The sequence below is a fragment of the Pseudomonas sp. 34 E 7 genome (assembly GCF_900005715.1).
GTDB lineage: Bacteria > Pseudomonadota > Gammaproteobacteria > Pseudomonadales > Pseudomonadaceae > Aquipseudomonas > Aquipseudomonas orientalis_A.
Window position 1 is genome coordinate 94529 of record NZ_CVTX01000158.1, and the last position, 17652, is coordinate 112180.

The window sequence follows — 17652 nt, forward strand, 5'->3', positions numbered from 1 at the left end:
TTATGTGCGATCAATCAGCCTGACGGCGGATCAATCTTCGCGGTAGCGACGCAGCTTCAACTGCTTACCGGCAACGCGAGTGTCTTTCAACTTGGCCAGCAGTTTTTCCAGGCCGTCTTCCGGCAGCTCCACCAGGGAGAAGCTGTCACGCACCTGGATGCGACCGATGGCTTCACGTGCCAGGCCACCCTCGTTGAGGATAGCGCCCAGCAGGTTCTTGGCCGCGATACCGTCACGCGCACCCAGCGCGGTACGGCAACGGGCACGGCCTTCAGCCAATGGGACCGGAGCGCGACGCTCACGATCACCACGGTCTGGACGGTCGCCGGTACGCTCTGGACGATCACCGCGTGGCGCGTTGTTCGGTACCAGTGGGCGTTCTTTCTCAATGGCCGCCAGGGTCAGGGCCTGACCGTTGGTGGCTTTGCGCAGCAACGCTGCAGCCAGGGCACGGGGGGTGCAACCGATATCGGCGGTCAGGCGGTCCAGCAGGTCGCCGTGGGTCGATTCAGCGTCAGCCACCAGTGGCGCCAGGCTGTTGGTCAGTTTCTTGATGCGCGCATCGAGAACGGCCTGGGCATCCGGCAGACGGACTTCGGCAACTTTCTGGCCGGTTACACGCTCGATCACTTGCAGCATGCGGCGCTCACGTGGAGTGACCAGCAGCAGCGCACGACCTTCGCGACCGGCACGGCCGGTACGGCCGATACGGTGAACGTAGGATTCCGGATCGTAAGGCATATCAACGTTGAACACGTGGGTGATACGTGGAACGTCGAGGCCACGGGCAGCAACGTCGGTCGCTACAACGATGTCCAGGCGGCCATCCTTGAGGGAGTCGATCACGCGCTCACGCTGGTTCTGGGCAATGTCACCGTTCAGCGCAGCGGCCTTGTAGCCTTTGGCTTCCAGGGCACTGGCCAGGTCCAGGGTCGCTTGCTTGGTGCGCACGAACATGATCAGGGCGTCGAAGTCTTCGACTTCCAGCAGGCTCAATACCGCCGAGGTCTTCTGGTCAGCGTGAACCAACAGGTGAGCCTGTTCGATCGCGGTAACGGTCTGGGTCTTGGTCTGGATCTTCACGTGTTGCGGATCGCGCAGGTGGCGTTCGGCAATGGCACGGATCGACTGCGGCAGGGTGGCCGAGAACAGCACGGTCTGACGGGTCGGTGGCAGTGCCTTGAAGATGACTTCCAGGTCATCCATGAAGCCCAGCTTCAACATTTCGTCGGCTTCGTCCAGAACCAGATGGTTCACGGTCGACAGCACTTTCTCGTCACGACGCAGGTGGTCGCACAGACGGCCCGGGGTGGCGACAACGATCTGTGCGCCGTTACGGATGGCTTTCAGTTGTGGGCCCATAGGCGCTCCGCCGTAAACGGCCACAACGGTTACACCTGGCATTTGCTTGGCGTAGGTTTCGAAAGCGGTTGCTACTTGCAGCGCCAACTCACGGGTTGGCGCCAGGATCAGGGCTTGCGGCTCGCGCTTGGCAGGATCGATGCAATGCAGAATAGGCAGGGCGAACGCGGCGGTTTTACCGGTACCGGTTTGCGCCTGGCCAATCATGTCCTGGCCGGCCATGATGATCGGGATCGATTGCTGCTGAATAGCCGAAGGTTCTTCGTAGCCAGTCGCGATGACTGCGGCGAGAATGTTCGGGTTAAGATTAAAAGCGGCGAAGCCGCCGGTTTCCTGGGTCATGGGTCTGCCTCTAAGTGCATCCGCAAAGACCCATGCTCCAAAGCTGCGCATGCCGTGTTGAGACTCAAGAGTCGCCCTGGCTGCTTTGTCGGCGGGGATTTGCGAAAACGAATGAATGAAAAAGATTCGTCAAGGAAGAGTCCGCTGTGCGGACGTGCAGCCGAAGCTGACTTCGGGGAATTGCGCTACCTAAACGCGGCCCGGTTAAAGGCCGGCGCGCACTATACCGGAAATAGCTGAAAAAGGGAGCTTTTTTTATCGAAAAGCACTGAGAAACCGTGCTGCGACACAGCCTTTGCAGATAACTGCGCCAGGGTCTATTTTTCACAAGCCCGGCCCTGTTGGTCATCACGCTTAAACGGTTCACCTGTCCAGACCGTCCCTTTGGTCTGAAACCTTACCCGCGCCCGAGGGCACACCCGATGAATCAAGCCAGCATCAGCCGCGTCAGCCGTGAACTTCAGGGCCATGTCCTGCTGTTGGGACTGGACCGGGTGGCCAAGCGCAATGCTTTCGACCTGGATCTGCTCAACGAACTGAGCATGGCTTATGGCGAATTTGATCGAAACGATGACGCGCGGGTTGCCGTGGTGTTTGCCCATGGCGACCACTTCACCGCCGGGCTCGACCTGGCCAACGTCAGCGGGGTAATGGCCGGAGGCTGGCAACCGCCCCTGGGTGGCTGCGATCCCTGGGGCGTGTTCGCCGGCCCCAGGGTCAATAAGCCGGTGATCGTTGCCGTCCACGGCTACTGCCTGACCATCGGCATCGAACTGATGCTGGCGGCGGATATCAACCTTTGCGCCAGCAACACTCGCTTCGCGCAGATGGAAGTGCAGCGTGGGATCTTTCCGTTCGGCGGCGCGACATTACGCTTTCATCAGATCGCCGGCTGGGGCAATGCGATGCGCTGGTTGCTGACCGGCGATGAATTTGACGCCCATGAAGCCCTGCGCCTGGGCCTAGTGCAGGAAGTGATGGCCAGCGAAGACCTGCTGCCGCGCGCCATCGAGTTGGCCAATCGCATCGCACGCCAGGCGCCGCTTGGGGTGCAGGCAACGCTGATGTCGGCGCGACTGGCACACAGGGAAGGTGAGACCGTAGCGGCGGCCGCATTGCCGCCGATGGTGGATAAATTGCTCAACAGCGAGGATGCCAAGGAAGGCGTGCGGGCGATGATCGAAAAGCGCCCGGGCGTGTTCAAGGGTATTTGACTTGGCCATACCGCCTAATGGGCCATAGGCATCTACACAACTCTGCAGCGCCCAACCCTAACCACGATGCGCAGCGAGTCGCCGGTAACCACGATGCGAAGCGAGCCGCCCTTGATCTTGATCTGCTTTTGATCTCAGGCGCCCCGTTAAACCACGCAGGCCGAACGCAGGCTTGAATCCGTGGGCAACCCGGCAGGACGCCGGGTTAGCCGCCCCGCGCCATGGATGGCGCGTGGCGGCGGCCCACGGATTCAAGCCTGCGTTCGGGCACACCGAGCCTAAGCGAGGTGCCGAGTGGTGGGGCAAGAGCGTTTTGCTTACTTTTGCGCTTTTCAAAAGTGAGCCGCTGTAAAAGCGGAACCCATAGCAGCCGTTACCGCAGAAACGGATATGTACTCAACCCAATCCAACACCCTGGTCGGCCCAGAGGCCGCCATCGGCGGCAAGCCCCCTCCCACACTTGAATGTATTCACAAATCAAAATGTGGAGGGCCAGTGCGACGATTCGACTTGCCCCCGATGAGGCCGGCACAGACGACTAAGTCGCCGGCCGAATCGCCTTGATCAACGCCTGCAACGAATACCCCAGACGCGGCGCCAAGGCTTCTGCACGGACCACCAGCGCCTCCAGGTCCAACTCCTGATCCAGCTCCGAAGGCACCAGCAGAATCACATTGCCCTCCTTCACCGGCAGTTCCCAGTAATGCCGGTGATACAACCCGCGCAACAACGCTGCGCCCAGCGGCTTGCCGTCATCGGTGGCCCACTGGTTGATCACCAGCCAGCCGCCCGGGTTGAGCTTCTTCTGGCAGTTCTCGAGGAACGTCCAGGCCAGATGGCCGACGCCCGGCCCCACATCGGTGTACAAGTCGACGAAGATCAGATCGGCCGGTTCAGCGCTGTCGAGCAATTGCAGGGCATCGCCGATGCGGATATACAGGCGTGGATCATCGTCCAGCCCCAAATACTCCATCGCCAGGCGCGGTACGTCGGGGCGCAGCTCGATGGCTTCAACATCGTCAAGCGTCAGGAACCTGAGGCATGCCTGGGTCAACGTGCCGGCGCCCAGGCCGAGGAACAGCGCACTCTCCGGCTGCTCATGGCACAACGCCCCGATCAACATCGCGCGGGTATAGTCATACTCCAGCCAGCTCGGGTCGGCGGTAAACACGCAACTTTGCTCGATGGCGTCGCCAAATTCGAGAAAACGGTAATCGGCCACTTCCAGCACACGGATCATGCCGAAATCATCATGGACTTCGGCCAGCAGGCGCTCCACACGCTCCTCGCTCATCACTACTCCTAACGGGTTGGCTGCAGGGCAAAGTGCGCGATTGTCAGCCAAGCGACGTCGGCAGGTCACGCACTAATTGCTGCTAACATTGGCGTCCGAACTTCAACCTACCCAACGAGTGCATGATGAGCCAACCCTGGAGCCCCGACAGCTGGCGTGCCCTGCCGATCCAGCAGCAACCCCGTTACCCGGATGCTGCGCACCTGCAGCGAGTGGAGCAGAGCCTGGCCAGTTACCCGCCGCTGGTGTTTGCCGGGGAAGCCCGCGAATTGCGTCGTCAGTTTGCCGAAGTGACCCAGGGTCGCGCCTTCCTGCTGCAAGGCGGTGACTGCGCCGAGAGCTTTGCCGAGTTCTCCGCCGCGAAAATCCGTGACACCTTCAAGGTGCTGCTGCAGATGGCGATTGTCATGACCTTCGCCGCCGGCTGCCCGGTGGTCAAAGTCGGGCGCATGGCAGGCCAGTTCGCCAAACCGCGCTCGTCCAACGATGAAACCATCGACGGCGTCACCCTGCCCGCCTACCGCGGCGATATCGTCAATGGCATCGGCTTCGACGAAAAAAGCCGCGTACCGGACCCGGACCGCCTGCTGCAGAGCTACCACCAGTCCACCGCGACCCTCAACCTGCTGCGCGCCTTTGCCCAAGGCGGCTTCGCCGACCTGCACCAGGTGCACAAGTGGAACCTGGACTTTATCGCCAACTCCGCGCTGGCCGAGAAATACAGCCAACTGGCCGACCGCATCGACGAAACCCTGGCCTTCATGCGCGCCTGCGGCATGGACGACTCGCCGCAGCTGCGCGAGACCAGCTTCTTCACCGCTCACGAAGCGTTGCTGCTCAACTATGAAGAAGCCTTCGTACGTCGCGACAGCCTGACCAACGACTACTACGACTGCTCGGCCCATATGCTCTGGATTGGCGACCGAACCCGGCAGTTGGATGGCGCCCATGTCGAATTCCTGCGCGGGGTGAACAACCCGATCGGGGTCAAGGTCGGCCCGAGCATGAACCCCGACGACCTGATCCGTCTTATCGATATTCTCAACCCGGAGAACGACCCTGGCCGCTTGAACCTGATCGCACGCATGGGCGCCAATAAGGTGGGCGACCACCTGCCCGGGCTGATTCGCGCCGTACAGCGCGAAGGCAAGCAAGTGCTGTGGAGCAGCGACCCGATGCATGGCAACACCATCAAGGCCAGCAGCGGTTACAAGACCCGCGACTTTGCGCAGATCCTTGGCGAAGTGAAGGAGTTCTTCCAGGTCCACCAGGCTGAAGGCAGCTATGCCGGCGGCATTCATATCGAGATGACCGGGCAGAACGTCACCGAATGCATCGGCGGCGCACGGCCGATCACCGAAGACGGTTTGTCGGACCGCTATCACACCCACTGCGACCCGCGGATGAACGCCGATCAGTCCCTGGAACTGGCGTTCCTGATTGCCGAAACCCTGAAACAGGTCAAGCGCTAGATGGGTGTCGACTGGACTGACGCCAATCGGGGGCAAGCCCCCTCCCACATGTGGAGCGTATTCCCCTGTGGGAGGGGCTTGCCCCCGATGGCGCCCTAAAGCCCAGCATCCATCTTGAGCATTGCCAAGCGTAACCGCGCAGCACTCGGCCGCTGGCAATTGAGCTTGACCTGTTGCAGCCCCAGCCAATCGGCCATCTGCCGCAGGTTCAGCGCCAACGCCAGCATGCCCGGCTCGTCCAGGCCCTGCTCCTCCTCGTGCACCGCATGCACCGCCAGGCAGCCGTTGGCCCGCTCGGCGCGCACATCAACGCGCGCAGCGATCCGCTCGTTGTGCAAAAACGGCAGCACGTAGTAGCCGTACACCCGCTTGTGTTGGGGGGTGTAGATTTCCAGGCGGTACCTGAAATCGAACAGGCGCTCGGTACGGGCACGCTCCCAGATCAACGAATCAAAGGGCGACAGCAACGCGCTGGCCGGCACGTTGCGTGGCACTTTCGGCGCGGGCAGGCAGTACGCCGATTGCTTCCAGCCCTGCACCCGACAGCTCAGCAACTGTCCCTCCTCGACCAACTCAGCCAGGCGCTGGCGACTGTCGACGGGGTCGAGGCGGAAGTAATCGCGCAGGTCTTTTTCAGTGGCCACGCCCAATGCGCCGGCGCTGTGCACCAACAAGCCGCGCAGGGCCTCGGCTTCGCTCACGACGGTTTGAAGGATTTCGCCGGGGATCACTCGCTCCGGCAAATCGTACAGGCGCTCAAACCCGCGCCGCCCGGCCACGGTGACCAGACCGGCCGCGAACAGCCATTCCAGCGCATGTTTCTCGTCACTCCAATCCCACCAGGGCCCGGCGCGCTCTTCACGGGTCGACAGGCTGCCCGCACCTAAGGCGCCCTGCTGTTCGACAGCCTGCAGAACGCGCTGGACCGTGTCCTGCCGCTCCCGCCCGAACCGCGCCATTTGCGCGTAAATCCCCTGGCCCTGCCTGGCCCGCTCCATGCGCCAGCGCATCAAGGGGTACATCGCCATGGGCAGCAGCGAGGCTTCATGCCCCCAGTATTCGAACAGCGAGCGCCGTCGCCCCTGGCTCCAGGCGGCCTGTTCCAGAATCAAGGGGGAATAATTGCCCAGTCGAGAAAACAGCGGCAGGTAATGGGAACGCACCACCGCATTGACCGAGTCGATCTGCAGCACGCCAAGGCGTTCGATCAGGCGGTTGAGGTGTGCGGCTTTTATCTGCGCCGGCGGCTGGCGCCCGGAAAAGCCCTGGGCCGCCAGCGCCATGCGGCGTGCCTGCTTGAGGGAAAAGGAGAGGACGGCGGGCATGGATGGCTCCTTGAATGCTCGCGCCTACCCTACTGCATCCGGAGTCACTTGCGCAGCGGGTCATCCCAGAAATGCCGGTGGATCTCCTTCTCCACGTCGACACGGTTGAGCCCGATATCCTTGAGCGCATCATCACTCATACCCGCCAGCATCCGGCGTTCGCGATGCAACGCCGGCCAACGCGAAATGCTGCGAAGAAGCCCTGACAACGGCGACCTTGCCATCGACCCATGATCTTTTTGACCTTTCATCTTCTCGCCCTCCAGTGGGGATGACGCGAGTGTGTGCCTGGGCCTATGATCAATCCAACGAATGTTTCTTATGCAATACATCTCGGAGATTGATCAATTGTCGACTTACCCGAGCATCGATACGGAAGTGCTGCGCACCTTCGTCGCCATCGCCGATCAGGGCGGTTTTACCCGCGCAGGGGAACTGGTCAACCGCACCCAATCGGCGGTGAGCATGCAAATGAAACGTCTGGAAGAAGACGTGCTGCAACGCAAGTTGTTCGAACGCGACGGCCGTCAGGTGCGGCTGACGCCTGAGGGCCAGGTATTGCTGGGCTATGCGCGGCGCATCCTGAAACTGCACAGCGAAGTGTTCAACACCCTGCGCGAGCCGCATATGGTGGGGTTAGTGCGCATCGGCACGCCGGACGATTACGTTATGCGCTTCCTGCCGGGCATTCTCAAGCAGTTTTCCAAGGCCTATCCGCTGATCCAGATCGAGCTGCACTGCGAATCGTCAACGGTGCTGATGCAGAGACGGGACCTGGCCTTGACCGTCATCAGCCGCGAGCCCGGCAACGATCTCGGTGAATTCCTGCGCACTGAGCGCATGGTGTGGGCCGCCGCGCCGTGTTTTTGCGTGGACGAGCACGAGTCCCTGCCGCTGGCGGTTTCCGGCGGCGACTGCCTCTACACGCAGTGGGCCCAGGCCGCGCTGGATATGGCCGGACGGGATTATCGCCTGGCGTATCACAGCTCCAATGGCGCGGCGATCCTGGCTGTGGTCAGTGCCGGCCTGGCGGCGATGGTCAGCATGGAAAGCCTGGTGTCCCAGGACCTGCGCGTGCTCGGCAGCGACGAAGGCTTCCCGCCCTTGCCGTCGATGAACCTGCGCTTGCTGCGCAACCCGCAAATGACGTCGCCCATTACCGAATGCCTGGCCGAATACATTCTCGAAGGGTTCAAACTTTAAACGTCAGCATCACCGCGCACACCGCCAGAAAACCGCAGAACAGGCCACGTAACACCCGCTCGGGCAGTGCATGAGCGACTTTCACGCCCCAACTGATGCTGAGCAGGCCGCCCACGGCCAACGGCACGCCGATCAGCCAGTCCACTTCGTGATGCCAGGCGTAAGTGACCAGGGTCACGCCGGTGCTGGGCAGCGCCAGCGCCAGGGACAAGCCCTGGGCGACCACCTGGCTGGTGCCGAAAACGCTGGTAAGCACCGGCGTGGCCACCACCGCGCCACCGACACCGAACAATCCGCCCATGGCGCCTGACGCTGCGCCGAGTACGCCCAGCCACGGCCAGGAATAGCGCATTTGCGCCGTCGGCGGTGCGTTACGGGTGAACATGCGCAACAGGTTGTAGGCTGCCAGTACCACCAAAAAGACGATAAACCCGATCCGCATCGCGCCGGCATCCAGGCCTACCGCCCAGATTGAACCCAGCCAGGCGAAGCTGAAGCCCATCACACCCAGCGGCAAGGCGTGGCGCAGTTCAATGCGGTTGCGCTGGTGATACCGCCACAGGGCCAGCATCACATTGGGCACCACCATCACCAGTGCGGTGCCTTGGGCGATCTGCTGATCAAGCCCGAACAGCACACCCAGCACCGGGATGGCGATCAGTCCGCCGCCAATACCAAACAAGCCGCCTACTGTGCCCAGGGCCGCGCCCAATACCAGGTACATCGCCAGATCCACCACCGCACGCTACTCCACAAATCCTGAGTGTTGCATGCTACGCAGTCCGCTATGGCGCGCAAAGGCACAGCAACGCACAATGGCTGTGCCAAACTCGCACAAGCATGGACCCATGAATCCCAATACGTTGACCGACCAGCTGAGCCTGTTTCTCGATGTGCTGGAAAGCGGCAGCTTTTCCGCCGCTGCGCGCCGCTATCCGTTAACCCCCTCGGCAGTGGCGCGGCGTATCGACAGTTTGGAGAACGCTGTCGGCAGCCGCCTGTTCCAGCGCAGCACCCACGCCGTGGTCCCTACCCCGGCCGGACTCGCCTTTGCCGAGCGGGCGCGACGGATTGTCGGCGAGTTGCAACTGGCGCGCGCCGAAGCCGTGTCCCTGAGCCATGCGCCCGAAGGCCTGATCCGCGTGGACGCACCGGCGGCGTTCGGGCGACGGCACTTGGCGCCCGTGATCGCAGATTTCCTGCAGGTGTACCCAGGGCTGGATGTACAGCTGCATTTGATCGACAGTTTTGTCGATATGCAGGGCGCGCACCTGGGCAAGGTCGACCTGGTGCTGCGCGCCGGGCATATTGCCGACACGCGTCTGATCGCCACGCCGCTTGCCAGTATCGTGCGCATTGCCTGCGCCAGCCCGGCTTACCTGAAAAGCCGAGGCACGCCAACGCACCCGCGGGAACTGAGCGAGCACGACGGCCTGGACTGGGACGGGTTGGCGCCGATGTTCGCCTGGCGCTTCGAACTGGACGGGCGCCGTGCCATCTATCGCCCTCGTCGTATCCGCATGAGTGCCAACAATGCCGAGGCCCTGCTCTCCGGCGCCCTGGCAGGGCTGGGCATTGCGCACCTGCCTACGTGGCTGGCCAGCGAATACCTGGTGCGCGGTGAACTCTTGCCACTGTTTTGTGAAAGCGGCTTGCCGACCCCGGAAACCGCCGGCATCTATGCGCTACGCCTGGAACAGCAACCCAATGCACGCAGCCGGTTGCTGCTGGAATACCTGAAGTCCCGTTTCAGCCCGGTGCCGCCCTGGGATCTGGCATTGCAAAGCGGCCTGGTCTGACCGTGCGCGCAGAATTACCTGGCGCATTAAAGATTTGCCCGCTAGATTCCCGTCATACCGGCTTTTCGAGGCACCGCCATGAGCAAAAATCCAACCCCCTGTGAATCCTTGATGCTGGATAACCAGCTGTGTTTCGCATTGCATTCCACCTCGCTGCTGATGACCAAGGCATACAAACCTCTCCTTCAAGCCCTCGGCCTGACCTATCCGCAGTACCTGGCCATGATGGTGTTGTGGGAAGAAGACGGTTTGACCGTAGGTGAAATCAGCACCCGCCTGCTCACCGATCCCGGCTCCCTCACGCCTTTGCTCAAGCGCCTGGAAGCCGAAGGCCTGTTGAGCCGCACCCGCAGCCGCGAAGATGAGCGCGTGGTGGTGGTGGAGTTGACCGCTGCCGGGCGGGCGCTGCAGGACCAGGCCATGGGGATCCCGCAGTGCATCCTGGGGGCCAGCGGGATGGAATTGGAGCAGTTACGCAAGCTGCAGGCGGATTTGATTGCTTTGCGCAGCAACCTGCAGAGCGCAATCTAAAGAAGCACCAAATCCTGTAGGAGCGAGCTTGCTCGCGAAAAACGTCAACGATAACGCGTACTTCCTGAATGAATGCGGTGTCTGTGAGTTTTTCGCGAGCAAGCTCGCTCCTACAAAAAAAGCCTTAACTGACTGGCATTAAGATGTGCCCCCTCCCACCTTGTTTTCCCATCGCCTGAAAATATTTGTGAATTTATCTTGCGCACTAAACATTAGCGCTATACATTCACCTCACCAACTACTTAGCGCGCAAACATTTAGCGCTAATAATCAGAGGACGACACCATGCAAACGCTCTATACCGCAGTAGCCACCGCCACCGGCGGCCGTGATGGTCGCGCTGTCTCCAGCGATAACATCCTCGACGTCAAACTCTCCACGCCCAAGGAATTGGGCGGTGCCGGCGGTCAGGCCACCAATCCAGAGCAACTGTTCGCCGCCGGCTACTCGGCCTGCTTCATCGGCGCATTGAAATTCGTCGCCGGCCAGACCAAACGCAAAATCCCGGATGACGCTTCGATCACCGCCCACGTTGGCATCGGTCAGATACCCGGCGGTTTCGGCCTGGACATCGACCTGCACATCAGCCTGCCAGGCCTGGCCCAGGATGATGCGCAAACGCTGGTCGACGCCGCTCACCAGGTCTGCCCGTACTCCAACGCCACTCGCGGCAACGTTGATGTGCGTCTGCACGTAACCGTTTAACCACTGTCGCCCTGAACGGGACCATTACACCACCGATGCCAGCCAGCGCGCCGAGCGCTACGCCCGCAAACTGGACCCGGCCGGTATGCCGGTGTAAACCCTGCACGCATAAAAAAGCCCGACACATGGTCGGGCTTTTTCGTTCGTATCGCGGCGCAGGAATTACTTCTTGGCGCGACCTTTGTACGAACCACCTTCACGGGTGTCGATCTCGATCAGGTCGTCGATTTCGATGAAATCGGCCACTTGCAGTTCGGTACCGTTGCTCAGCTTGGCAGGCTTCATCACCTTGCCGGAAGTGTCACCGCGAGCGGAACCTTCGGTGTAGGCAACTTTACGCACGATAGTGGTCGGCAGCTCTACGGAAACCAGGCGCTCTTCGAAGAAAATAGCTTCGCAGACGTCTTCCATGCCTTCTTCGATGAACGGCAGAACGGCTTCGATATCTTCAGCGTTCAGCTCGTACATGGTGTAGTCGGTGGTGTCCATGAACGTGTAGGTGTCGCCGCTGATGAAGGACAGGGTCGCTTCCTTGCGGTCGAGAATTACGTCGTCCAGTTTGTCATCGGCGCTGTAGACGATCTCGGTCTTGTAACCGGTCAGCAGGTTCTTCAGCTTGGTCTTCATGATGGCGCTGTTACGACCGGACTTGGTGAACTCAGCTTTCTGAACCAGCCAAGGGTCGTTTTCGAGACGGATCACTGTACCGGGTTTCAGTTCTTTACCAGTTTTCATTGCATATATCCGAAATTTGGATGGGATTTACAAAAATCAAGGTGGCGTATCATATCCAACTTTCATAAAACTGTACCAGCGCCGTCGCAAGATCGGCCTGCAAGGCCTGTTCCAGACACCAGTTCTGCGCATGTCCGTTGAGTTCCGGCCAGTGCTCCTGCAGCGTTTTCCACGGCTGGGCCATATCGCCCTCGGTGTTCCAGGCTTGCCACAGTGCAACCAGCGCCGCCTTGGCCGCCGGCGACAAGGCGGCGGTGTACAGCTCGAGAAAGGCATCGAGCTTGTCCAGGTGGATGTCTTCGTCCTGACGATAGATGTGCCACAGCAACGGGCGCCCGGCCCACTGGGCGCGCACGAACGAATCCTCGCCACGCACGGCATTCAGCTCACAGCACCACAATAATTTGTCGTACTGCGCCTGGCGCACGAACGGCAGCACCTGCACGGTCAACGCCCCGCGCTGATGAATCGCCCCGGCCGTGAGCCCTTCCTCGCCCAGCCAGCGTTGCACATCGCCCAGGATGCGTCCTTCCGGCACCAACAGATGAGTGGCACGCCCGTCTGTCGACAACACGTCCAGCCAACTGCCCAGCCCGGCGTTTTCGTAGGCGAACAGCGAGATCAGCCGCGCATCGGCTACCGGAAACACGCCCAGGGTCTGCAGGAATTGGCGCTGCGCATGGGTGTCCTGCTGAAAAGCCTGACGCTGCTGCAGCAACCCTGCTTCACGCAACAGCCCGCCAGTGCCTGGGCGAAAGCCAGGAAAAAAGAAGTGCTTCTGCACCCCCTTGAACTTCACCGACGGCAGGCGGTGACAGCCCACCACCCAGTCCTCGGCACTGAGGTAATCCAGGTTCATCCACAACGGCGTGCGCGCGCGCGCGGCCATGGCTTCCATGTAGTCAGCCGGCAGTTGGCAAGCAAACGCCGCGATCACCACATCGGCCGCCGGGGTCGGCGCCCATTCGCTCGGCCAGTGGCGCACGTCGACGCCCTCTTGCCACTGCTGCTCCAGGCTGACATCGATCTGCGGGCACATGCGCTCAAAGGCGCGCAGGTCATCGACCCACAGGCGCACAGCGCACGCGTGCTCGGCGATCAATTGCCGGGCCAGTCGCCAGGTCACGCCAATGTCGCCGTAGTTGTCGACGACACTGCAAAAAATATCCCAGCGGGCTTTCATTCCGGGCTCCAGTGCTCAAAGGCTCGATTGTCCGCATAAATGCGCCGATGCAGAAGGCTTGATCACGATTATTCTGCACAGTGGCTGTGCGACAATCGCCAACTTGCCGTCAATGCTTGCCAGGAGGCCACCATGTCCGACCGTCCGACGTCGCTGTTCAAACTGTGCATCGCCATTGCCGCAGGCGTGTGGCTGGGGTTTATCGCCATCGCGCTGACCACCTGGCTGGCCTCGCGCTACCTGTTCCCGCAGAGCCTGGCGCCGGTGGCCCAGGCCGTTCAACAGTTGGGCAAACCGCCTGCGGCTGAACCGGAGCCGACCAACCGCATGTTTGAGCAGTACCAGCAGAACCTGCAAAAGCAGGAGCAACAACAAACCCTGGAGCAGGCGCGAAACAATGCGCGCAATTTGTCCAACCCCAAATGCCAGTTCTGGCTGCAACAGGACCAGAACGCCCCGAACGAAAAAAGCCGGGCAAATGTCCTGCAATTCTGCGAATGATCAAGCACAGCCATGAATAAACACGCCGTCCTTCAATTGATTCTGGAAAAGCTGACAGTCGACCTCGATGTCCTCCAACGCGCCGCGCAGACCGCTTACGAGACGGCGACCCACGAAGAAAACATCGCCGAGAACAAATACGACACCCTAGGCCTTGAGGCCTCGTACCTGGCGACCGGACAAGCCAGGCGAGTCGAGGAAATCAGGCAATCGCTGGTGCTGTGCCAGAATCTGCAGCTGCGTGCCTACGATGATCAGCGCGGGATAGAACTCGGCACCCTGGTCGGTCTGGAAGACGAGGACGGTCGCCAGCAGTGGCTGTTCCTGGCGCCGGATGCGGCGGGGTTGAAGGTGGAGGTAGTCGGGCAACCCGTTACCGTCATCACCCCGCGCGCTCCGTTGGGCAAGAGCCTGCTGGGCAAGTGCATCGATGACGAGGTGGAGATTCTGGTGGCGGGCGCCCGGCAATACTTCACCGTGACCGAGGCCCGCTGAGCCGCTTTAGTGAACCGGCAGTTCAACGCCGTCGAACAACGCTTCCAGTTCCTGCTTGTTGTGGCACTGGATCGCCTTGGCCATCACTTCGCGGGTCAGGTGCGGTGCGAATTTCTCGATGAAATCGCACATGAAACCGCGCAGGAACGTGCCACGCCGGAAACCGATCTTGGTCACGCTGGATTCGAACAGCTCGCTGGCATCAAGCACCACCAGGTCTTTATCGAGCTGGGTGTCGACAGCCATCTTGGCGACGATGCCCACGCCCAGGCCCAGGCGCACGTAAGTCTTGATCACATCGGCGTCGGCTGCGGTAAACACCACCTTCGGGGTAAGACCGCGGTGGCTGAAGGCTTCGTCGAGCTTGGAACGCCCGGTGAACCCGAAGACGTAGGTCACGATCGGGAATTCGGCCAAGGCTTCCAGGGTCAGCTTCGGCAACTTGGCCAAGGGGTGTCCCTGCGGCACCACCACGCAACGGTTCCAGCGGTAGCACGGCATCATGACCAGGTCACCGAACAGTTCCAGGGCTTCGGTGGCGATAGCGAAATCGACGGTGCCGTCAGCGGCCATTTCGGCGATCTGCATCGGCGAGCCCTGGTGCATGTGCAACGCCACGTCAGGGTATTGCTTGATGAAATCGCGGATCACCGGCGGCAAGGCGTAGCGTGCCTGGGTGTGGGTGGTGGCGATCGACAAGGTGCCCTTCTTCTCGTTGGAGAATTCCTGGGCGATCTGCTTGATGCTCTCGACCTTGCGCAGGATCTCGCCGGCCGTGGTAATGATGCGCTCGCCCGCCGGCGTGACGCGGGTCAAGTGCTTGCCGCTGCGCGCGAATACTTCGACGCCCAGCTCGTCTTCGAGCAGGCGGATCTGCTTGCTGATACCGGGTTGCGACGTGTAGAGGCTTTGAGCGGTTGCGGAAACGTTGAGGTCGTGGTGCGCCACTTCCCAGATGTAGCGCAGTTGTTGAAGCTTCATATGAATCCCTCAAAGCAGATAGACGCCACGGGTATCAGCGACGGTATATAACTATATTAAAGGTAAGATATATAAATCTAGAACTTTTTATCGTTTTTTACCGATCAATATCATCACTGCGCCGACGTTGCAGCGACGGCACCAGGTAAACCGGCACACTCGCCACCTGCACCAGGCGCGCAGCGGTACGCCCAAGCGGTGTAGCCGCTGCGCTGGCATGGCTATGACTGCCGACGATCAACAGGTCGACGCAAAGCTTATGCAGTTGGTCGAGAATCACTTCGCAGGGGTCCCCTTGGATCACCCGCACCGAACGAATCAACTTCAGGTCCTGCTCCCCATCCCCCAGCTCCTCGCGAAAGCTGTCGAGCACCCGTTGCTCGATCGTCGCCATGACCGTGGTCAGCCCCTGGCGCTGCCATTCGCTGAGGGCCTTTTCATCAAGGTAGCTCTGCAACACCGATTCAGCGAACAGCCCGATGGGCTCCACCACATGAATCACATATAAATCGGCCTTGAACGTTCGCGCCAACGCCAGGGCATGTTGCATGACATACGGTGCATACAGGCCAAGATCCGTGGCGTACAGCATCGAACGAATCATAGAACCCCCTGGGTTGCCAGGCTGGCGGAGATCAAATGAGCTTAGCAGCGCCTCGAGCAGTGCGGCTCAGCTCTCGCTCTGGATTTTCAACTCATTACTGATGCCATGGGGCACATGCCCGGTGGCCACGACCTCCCTGGCGCGCTCACAATGGCCGACCTGGTCATCGAAGAACACATCGGCGGCGAAGGCTTCCAGGAACGCGGATTTATCCAGGCCACCCAGGAACAACGATTCATCCAGGCGGATATCCCATTCACGCAAGGTGCGAATGACCCGCTCGTGGGACGGCGCCGAGCGCGCGGTGACCAGTGCCGTGCGAATCGGGCACGCCTCGTCGGCGAACTCACGCTGCAACAGGTTGAGCGCCGCCAGGAAGCCCTTGAACGGGCCGCCGTGCAACGGCTCGCGCGCCGACTCTCGTTCGCTGGCCTGGAACGCTTCCAGGCCGCCGGCCTGATAGACGCGCTCGGACTCGTCGGAGAACAGCACCGCATCGCCATCGAAGGCGATGCGCAGTTCCTCGCTTGATGCCCGGTGCGGGCCACCCGACAGGATCGTCGCTGCGGCAAAACCGGCGTCGAGCGCACTGCGCACATCTTCTGCATGGGTCGACAGAAACAGATGGCAACCAAAGGCGGCTAAATACGGATAGGGACTACGCCCTCCAACGAAAGCGGCGCGGGAAATGTCCAGGCCGTAATGCTGGATCGAGTTGAACACTCGCAGGCCGGTATCGGCGCTGTTGCGCGACACCAATACCACCTCGACACGGGCGCGCCCGAGGCTGGCATTGAGGCTCAGCAGTTTCTTGACCAGCGGGAACGCGTCGCCGGGTTCAAGGATTTCCTCCTCGTGCTCGATCTGGTACTGGCGATACGGCTCCACGCCTTCGGCGAGATAGACCTTGTGGCTTTCGCTCAAATCGAATAAGGCTCGCGATGAAATCGCCAGCACCAGTTTGTCGCTCAATCCCTTCACCATGTCAGTGCCCCCGAATCAGCGATTGTGCCGATCAATAAAACTCAAGGCCTGGTAAAGCGCCTGCATGCGCGGCAATTCGCAGCCGGCCGCTTTGGCGGCGGCCAAGGGTCGCGCATAGATGGCCGCCAGTTCCAGCGCACGCTTGTGCACGTGATCGTGATACATGCTGGGCAGGTAGTCGTCCATGGTTTCGGTCATGGCAAACATCTGCCCGGCGTAGCTCGCGGCAATGTCATGGCCACAGGCGTGAGCGCCCTGCACCACTTCGGCCATCAGCGCCTGAATCAGCGCACGGCTGGATTCATCCGCCATCAGCGCGCGGGTCCCGGTGCCGAGCAAAACCGAGAGGCCGTTGAACGGCACATTCCACACCAGTTTATGCCAGCGGGCCTGATGCACGCTGGTCATGGCCTGGGACTCGATACCCGCTTGATGAAACAGGCCGGCCCCTTCTTCGACAATCGCCTGCTGCCGCGCTTCATCGCTGGCTGCGGTGCCGCTGTGATAGCCCAGGTTGACCCGCCCCAGCGCCTGATGCTCGACGACGCCCGGCGCGGTGCGATGCACGCCGATGTAACACAGGCCGCCGAGCAAGTGCAGCGACGGCGGCAGGTGTTCACGCAGGCTGTCCTCGACATCCAGGCCGTTTTGCAACAGCACCACCTTGGCATCCGGCGCCGCAACCTGGGCGATGGTCGGGGCTAGGTCGGCATTGCCGGTGGATTTGGTACCCACCAGCAGCCAATCGCACGGCGGCATATCCGCAGCGTTGGCATACGCCTGCACCGGATGCAGGTGCAGGTTGCCATGCACGCTGCTGTTGAGGCGCAGACCCTGCTTGCTGACCACTGCGTATTCGCTGCGCAGCAGAAAATGCACGTCGAACCCGGCACGCGCCAGCATCAGGCCATAAAACCCGCCA

The 17652-nt window shown here is 61.2% G+C and carries 19 protein-coding genes; 8 read left to right on the plus strand and 11 right to left on the minus strand.

The window, feature by feature from the left end:
* Positions 1 to 30: 30 nt before the first annotated feature.
* Positions 31 to 1704, minus strand: a complete 1674-nt coding sequence (locus BFP96_RS20620; RefSeq protein ID WP_065885148.1) for a DEAD/DEAH box helicase — start codon at positions 1702 to 1704, stop codon at positions 31 to 33.
* A gap of 422 nt (positions 1705 to 2126) precedes the next feature.
* On the opposite strand from BFP96_RS20620, the gene BFP96_RS20625 reads away from it, so the two are divergent.
* Positions 2127 to 2918 (plus strand): crotonase/enoyl-CoA hydratase family protein, encoded by a 792-nt coding sequence (locus tag BFP96_RS20625; protein WP_065936912.1) that lies wholly within the window; start codon positions 2127 to 2129, stop codon positions 2916 to 2918.
* Positions 2919 to 3456: 538 nt separating this feature from the next.
* Here BFP96_RS20625 and BFP96_RS20630 read toward each other — a convergent pair.
* The gene (locus BFP96_RS20630) at positions 3457 to 4212 is read right to left on the minus strand and encodes a spermidine synthase (protein ID WP_065894705.1); all 756 of its coding nucleotides are present in this window, start codon (positions 4210 to 4212) and stop codon (positions 3457 to 3459) included.
* Positions 4213 to 4337: 125 nt separating this feature from the next.
* Here BFP96_RS20630 and BFP96_RS20635 point away from each other — a divergent pair, with 125 nt between their 5' ends.
* Positions 4338 to 5684 carry a class II 3-deoxy-7-phosphoheptulonate synthase gene (locus BFP96_RS20635; protein ID WP_065936913.1) on the plus strand — a complete coding sequence of 449 codons (1347 nt, stop codon included), beginning with the start codon at positions 4338 to 4340 and terminating at the stop codon, positions 5682 to 5684.
* 95 nt (positions 5685 to 5779) lie between these two features.
* Here the strand turns inward: BFP96_RS20635 and BFP96_RS20640 are convergent, their stop codons facing one another.
* Both BFP96_RS20640 and BFP96_RS20645 read right to left on the minus strand, forming a co-directional pair.
* Positions 5780 to 7009 carry a winged helix-turn-helix domain-containing protein gene (locus BFP96_RS20640; protein ID WP_065894702.1) on the minus strand — a complete coding sequence of 410 codons (1230 nt, stop codon included), beginning with the start codon at positions 7007 to 7009 and terminating at the stop codon, positions 5780 to 5782.
* Between the two features lie 44 nt (positions 7010 to 7053).
* Entirely contained in the window at positions 7054 to 7260 is a 207-nt protein-coding gene (locus BFP96_RS20645) for a DUF1127 domain-containing protein (RefSeq protein ID WP_065936914.1), read from the minus strand.
* A gap of 70 nt (positions 7261 to 7330) precedes the next feature.
* Between BFP96_RS20645 and BFP96_RS20650 the strand changes: the two genes are divergently transcribed.
* Positions 7331 to 8212, plus strand: coding sequence for a LysR family transcriptional regulator (locus tag BFP96_RS20650; RefSeq protein WP_065936915.1), 882 nt, complete (start codon positions 7331 to 7333; stop codon positions 8210 to 8212).
* Here BFP96_RS20650 and BFP96_RS20655 read toward each other — a convergent pair.
* A complete protein-coding gene (locus tag BFP96_RS20655; RefSeq protein WP_065885142.1) occupies positions 8202 to 8951 on the minus strand; it encodes a sulfite exporter TauE/SafE family protein in 750 nt (249 codons plus the stop codon). The genes BFP96_RS20650 and BFP96_RS20655 overlap by 11 nt on opposite strands.
* 109 nt (positions 8952 to 9060) lie before the next feature.
* Here BFP96_RS20655 and BFP96_RS20660 point away from each other — a divergent pair, with 109 nt between their 5' ends.
* The 3 genes from BFP96_RS20660 (at position 9061) to BFP96_RS20670 (ending at position 11247) form a co-directional block, all read left to right on the plus strand.
* Entirely contained in the window at positions 9061 to 10011 is a 951-nt protein-coding gene (locus BFP96_RS20660; RefSeq protein WP_065936916.1) for a LysR family transcriptional regulator, read from the plus strand.
* 78 nt (positions 10012 to 10089) lie between these two features.
* Positions 10090 to 10542: a MarR family winged helix-turn-helix transcriptional regulator gene (locus tag BFP96_RS20665; RefSeq protein WP_065936917.1), complete on the plus strand. Its 453-nt coding sequence runs from the start codon at positions 10090 to 10092 to the stop codon at positions 10540 to 10542.
* A gap of 285 nt (positions 10543 to 10827) precedes the next feature.
* Positions 10828 to 11247: an organic hydroperoxide resistance protein gene (locus BFP96_RS20670; RefSeq protein ID WP_065898060.1), complete on the plus strand. Its 420-nt coding sequence runs from the start codon at positions 10828 to 10830 to the stop codon at positions 11245 to 11247.
* A gap of 162 nt (positions 11248 to 11409) precedes the next feature.
* Here the strand turns inward: BFP96_RS20670 and BFP96_RS20675 are convergent, their stop codons facing one another.
* Together BFP96_RS20675 and earP are read right to left on the minus strand one after the other, a co-directional pair.
* Positions 11410 to 11982 carry an elongation factor P gene (locus tag BFP96_RS20675; RefSeq protein WP_003172723.1) on the minus strand — a complete coding sequence of 191 codons (573 nt, stop codon included), beginning with the start codon at positions 11980 to 11982 and terminating at the stop codon, positions 11410 to 11412.
* Positions 11983 to 12031: 49 nt separating this feature from the next.
* Positions 12032 to 13165 carry an elongation factor P maturation arginine rhamnosyltransferase EarP gene (earP, locus tag BFP96_RS20680; protein WP_065936918.1) on the minus strand — a complete coding sequence of 378 codons (1134 nt, stop codon included), beginning with the start codon at positions 13163 to 13165 and terminating at the stop codon, positions 12032 to 12034.
* A gap of 132 nt (positions 13166 to 13297) precedes the next feature.
* Between earP and BFP96_RS20685 the strand changes: the two genes are divergently transcribed.
* Positions 13298 to 13666, plus strand: a complete 369-nt coding sequence (locus BFP96_RS20685) for a hypothetical protein (RefSeq protein WP_065936919.1) — start codon at positions 13298 to 13300, stop codon at positions 13664 to 13666.
* 12 nt (positions 13667 to 13678) lie between these two features.
* On the plus strand, positions 13679 to 14161 hold the full coding sequence (locus tag BFP96_RS20690) for a GreA/GreB family elongation factor (RefSeq protein ID WP_065936920.1): 483 nt from the start codon (positions 13679 to 13681) through the stop codon (positions 14159 to 14161).
* 6 nt (positions 14162 to 14167) lie between these two features.
* On the opposite strand, the gene cysB is transcribed toward BFP96_RS20690, so the two are convergent.
* The 4 genes from cysB to BFP96_RS20710 all read right to left on the minus strand — a co-directional run.
* Positions 14168 to 15142 carry an HTH-type transcriptional regulator CysB gene (cysB, locus tag BFP96_RS20695; protein WP_065898063.1) on the minus strand — a complete coding sequence of 325 codons (975 nt, stop codon included), beginning with the start codon at positions 15140 to 15142 and terminating at the stop codon, positions 14168 to 14170.
* Positions 15143 to 15239: 97 nt separating this feature from the next.
* Positions 15240 to 15746: a universal stress protein gene (locus BFP96_RS20700; protein WP_065894684.1), complete on the minus strand. Its 507-nt coding sequence runs from the start codon at positions 15744 to 15746 to the stop codon at positions 15240 to 15242.
* Between the two features lie 66 nt (positions 15747 to 15812).
* Positions 15813 to 16730 (minus strand): 5'-nucleotidase, encoded by a 918-nt coding sequence (locus BFP96_RS20705; protein WP_065885134.1) that lies wholly within the window; start codon positions 16728 to 16730, stop codon positions 15813 to 15815.
* 15 nt (positions 16731 to 16745) lie between these two features.
* Positions 16746 to 17652, minus strand: a 907-nt coding sequence (locus BFP96_RS20710; protein ID WP_065936921.1) for a putative 2-dehydropantoate 2-reductase, incomplete at its 5' end; no start/stop codon positions are given.

Excerpts from the sequence above, each read along its gene's own strand:
- BFP96_RS20620 (WP_065885148.1), bottom strand. The coding sequence starts at position 1,704 with ATGACCCAGGAAACCGGCGGCTTCGCCGCTTTTAATCTTAACCCGAAC.
- earP (WP_065936918.1), bottom strand. The coding sequence starts at position 13,165 with ATGAAAGCCCGCTGGGATATTTTTTGCAGTGTCGTCGACAACTACGGC.
- BFP96_RS20665 (WP_065936917.1), top strand. The coding sequence starts at position 10,090 with ATGAGCAAAAATCCAACCCCCTGTGAATCCTTGATGCTGGATAACCAG.
- BFP96_RS20630 (WP_065894705.1), bottom strand. The coding sequence starts at position 4,212 with ATGAGCGAGGAGCGTGTGGAGCGCCTGCTGGCCGAAGTCCATGATGAT.
- BFP96_RS20635 (WP_065936913.1), top strand. The coding sequence starts at position 4,338 with ATGAGCCAACCCTGGAGCCCCGACAGCTGGCGTGCCCTGCCGATCCAG.
- BFP96_RS20625 (WP_065936912.1), top strand. The coding sequence starts at position 2,127 with ATGAATCAAGCCAGCATCAGCCGCGTCAGCCGTGAACTTCAGGGCCAT.
- BFP96_RS20645 (WP_065936914.1), bottom strand. The coding sequence starts at position 7,260 with ATGAAAGGTCAAAAAGATCATGGGTCGATGGCAAGGTCGCCGTTGTCA.
- BFP96_RS20675 (WP_003172723.1), bottom strand. The coding sequence starts at position 11,982 with ATGAAAACTGGTAAAGAACTGAAACCCGGTACAGTGATCCGTCTCGAA.
- BFP96_RS20670 (WP_065898060.1), top strand. The coding sequence starts at position 10,828 with ATGCAAACGCTCTATACCGCAGTAGCCACCGCCACCGGCGGCCGTGAT.
- BFP96_RS20690 (WP_065936920.1), top strand. The coding sequence starts at position 13,679 with ATGAATAAACACGCCGTCCTTCAATTGATTCTGGAAAAGCTGACAGTC.
- BFP96_RS20700 (WP_065894684.1), bottom strand. The coding sequence starts at position 15,746 with ATGATTCGTTCGATGCTGTACGCCACGGATCTTGGCCTGTATGCACCG.
- BFP96_RS20705 (WP_065885134.1), bottom strand. The coding sequence starts at position 16,730 with ATGGTGAAGGGATTGAGCGACAAACTGGTGCTGGCGATTTCATCGCGA.
- BFP96_RS20640 (WP_065894702.1), bottom strand. The coding sequence starts at position 7,009 with ATGCCCGCCGTCCTCTCCTTTTCCCTCAAGCAGGCACGCCGCATGGCG.
- BFP96_RS20650 (WP_065936915.1), top strand. The coding sequence starts at position 7,331 with ATGCAATACATCTCGGAGATTGATCAATTGTCGACTTACCCGAGCATC.
- cysB (WP_065898063.1), bottom strand. The coding sequence starts at position 15,142 with ATGAAGCTTCAACAACTGCGCTACATCTGGGAAGTGGCGCACCACGAC.
- BFP96_RS20660 (WP_065936916.1), top strand. The coding sequence starts at position 9,061 with ATGAATCCCAATACGTTGACCGACCAGCTGAGCCTGTTTCTCGATGTG.
- BFP96_RS20685 (WP_065936919.1), top strand. The coding sequence starts at position 13,298 with ATGTCCGACCGTCCGACGTCGCTGTTCAAACTGTGCATCGCCATTGCC.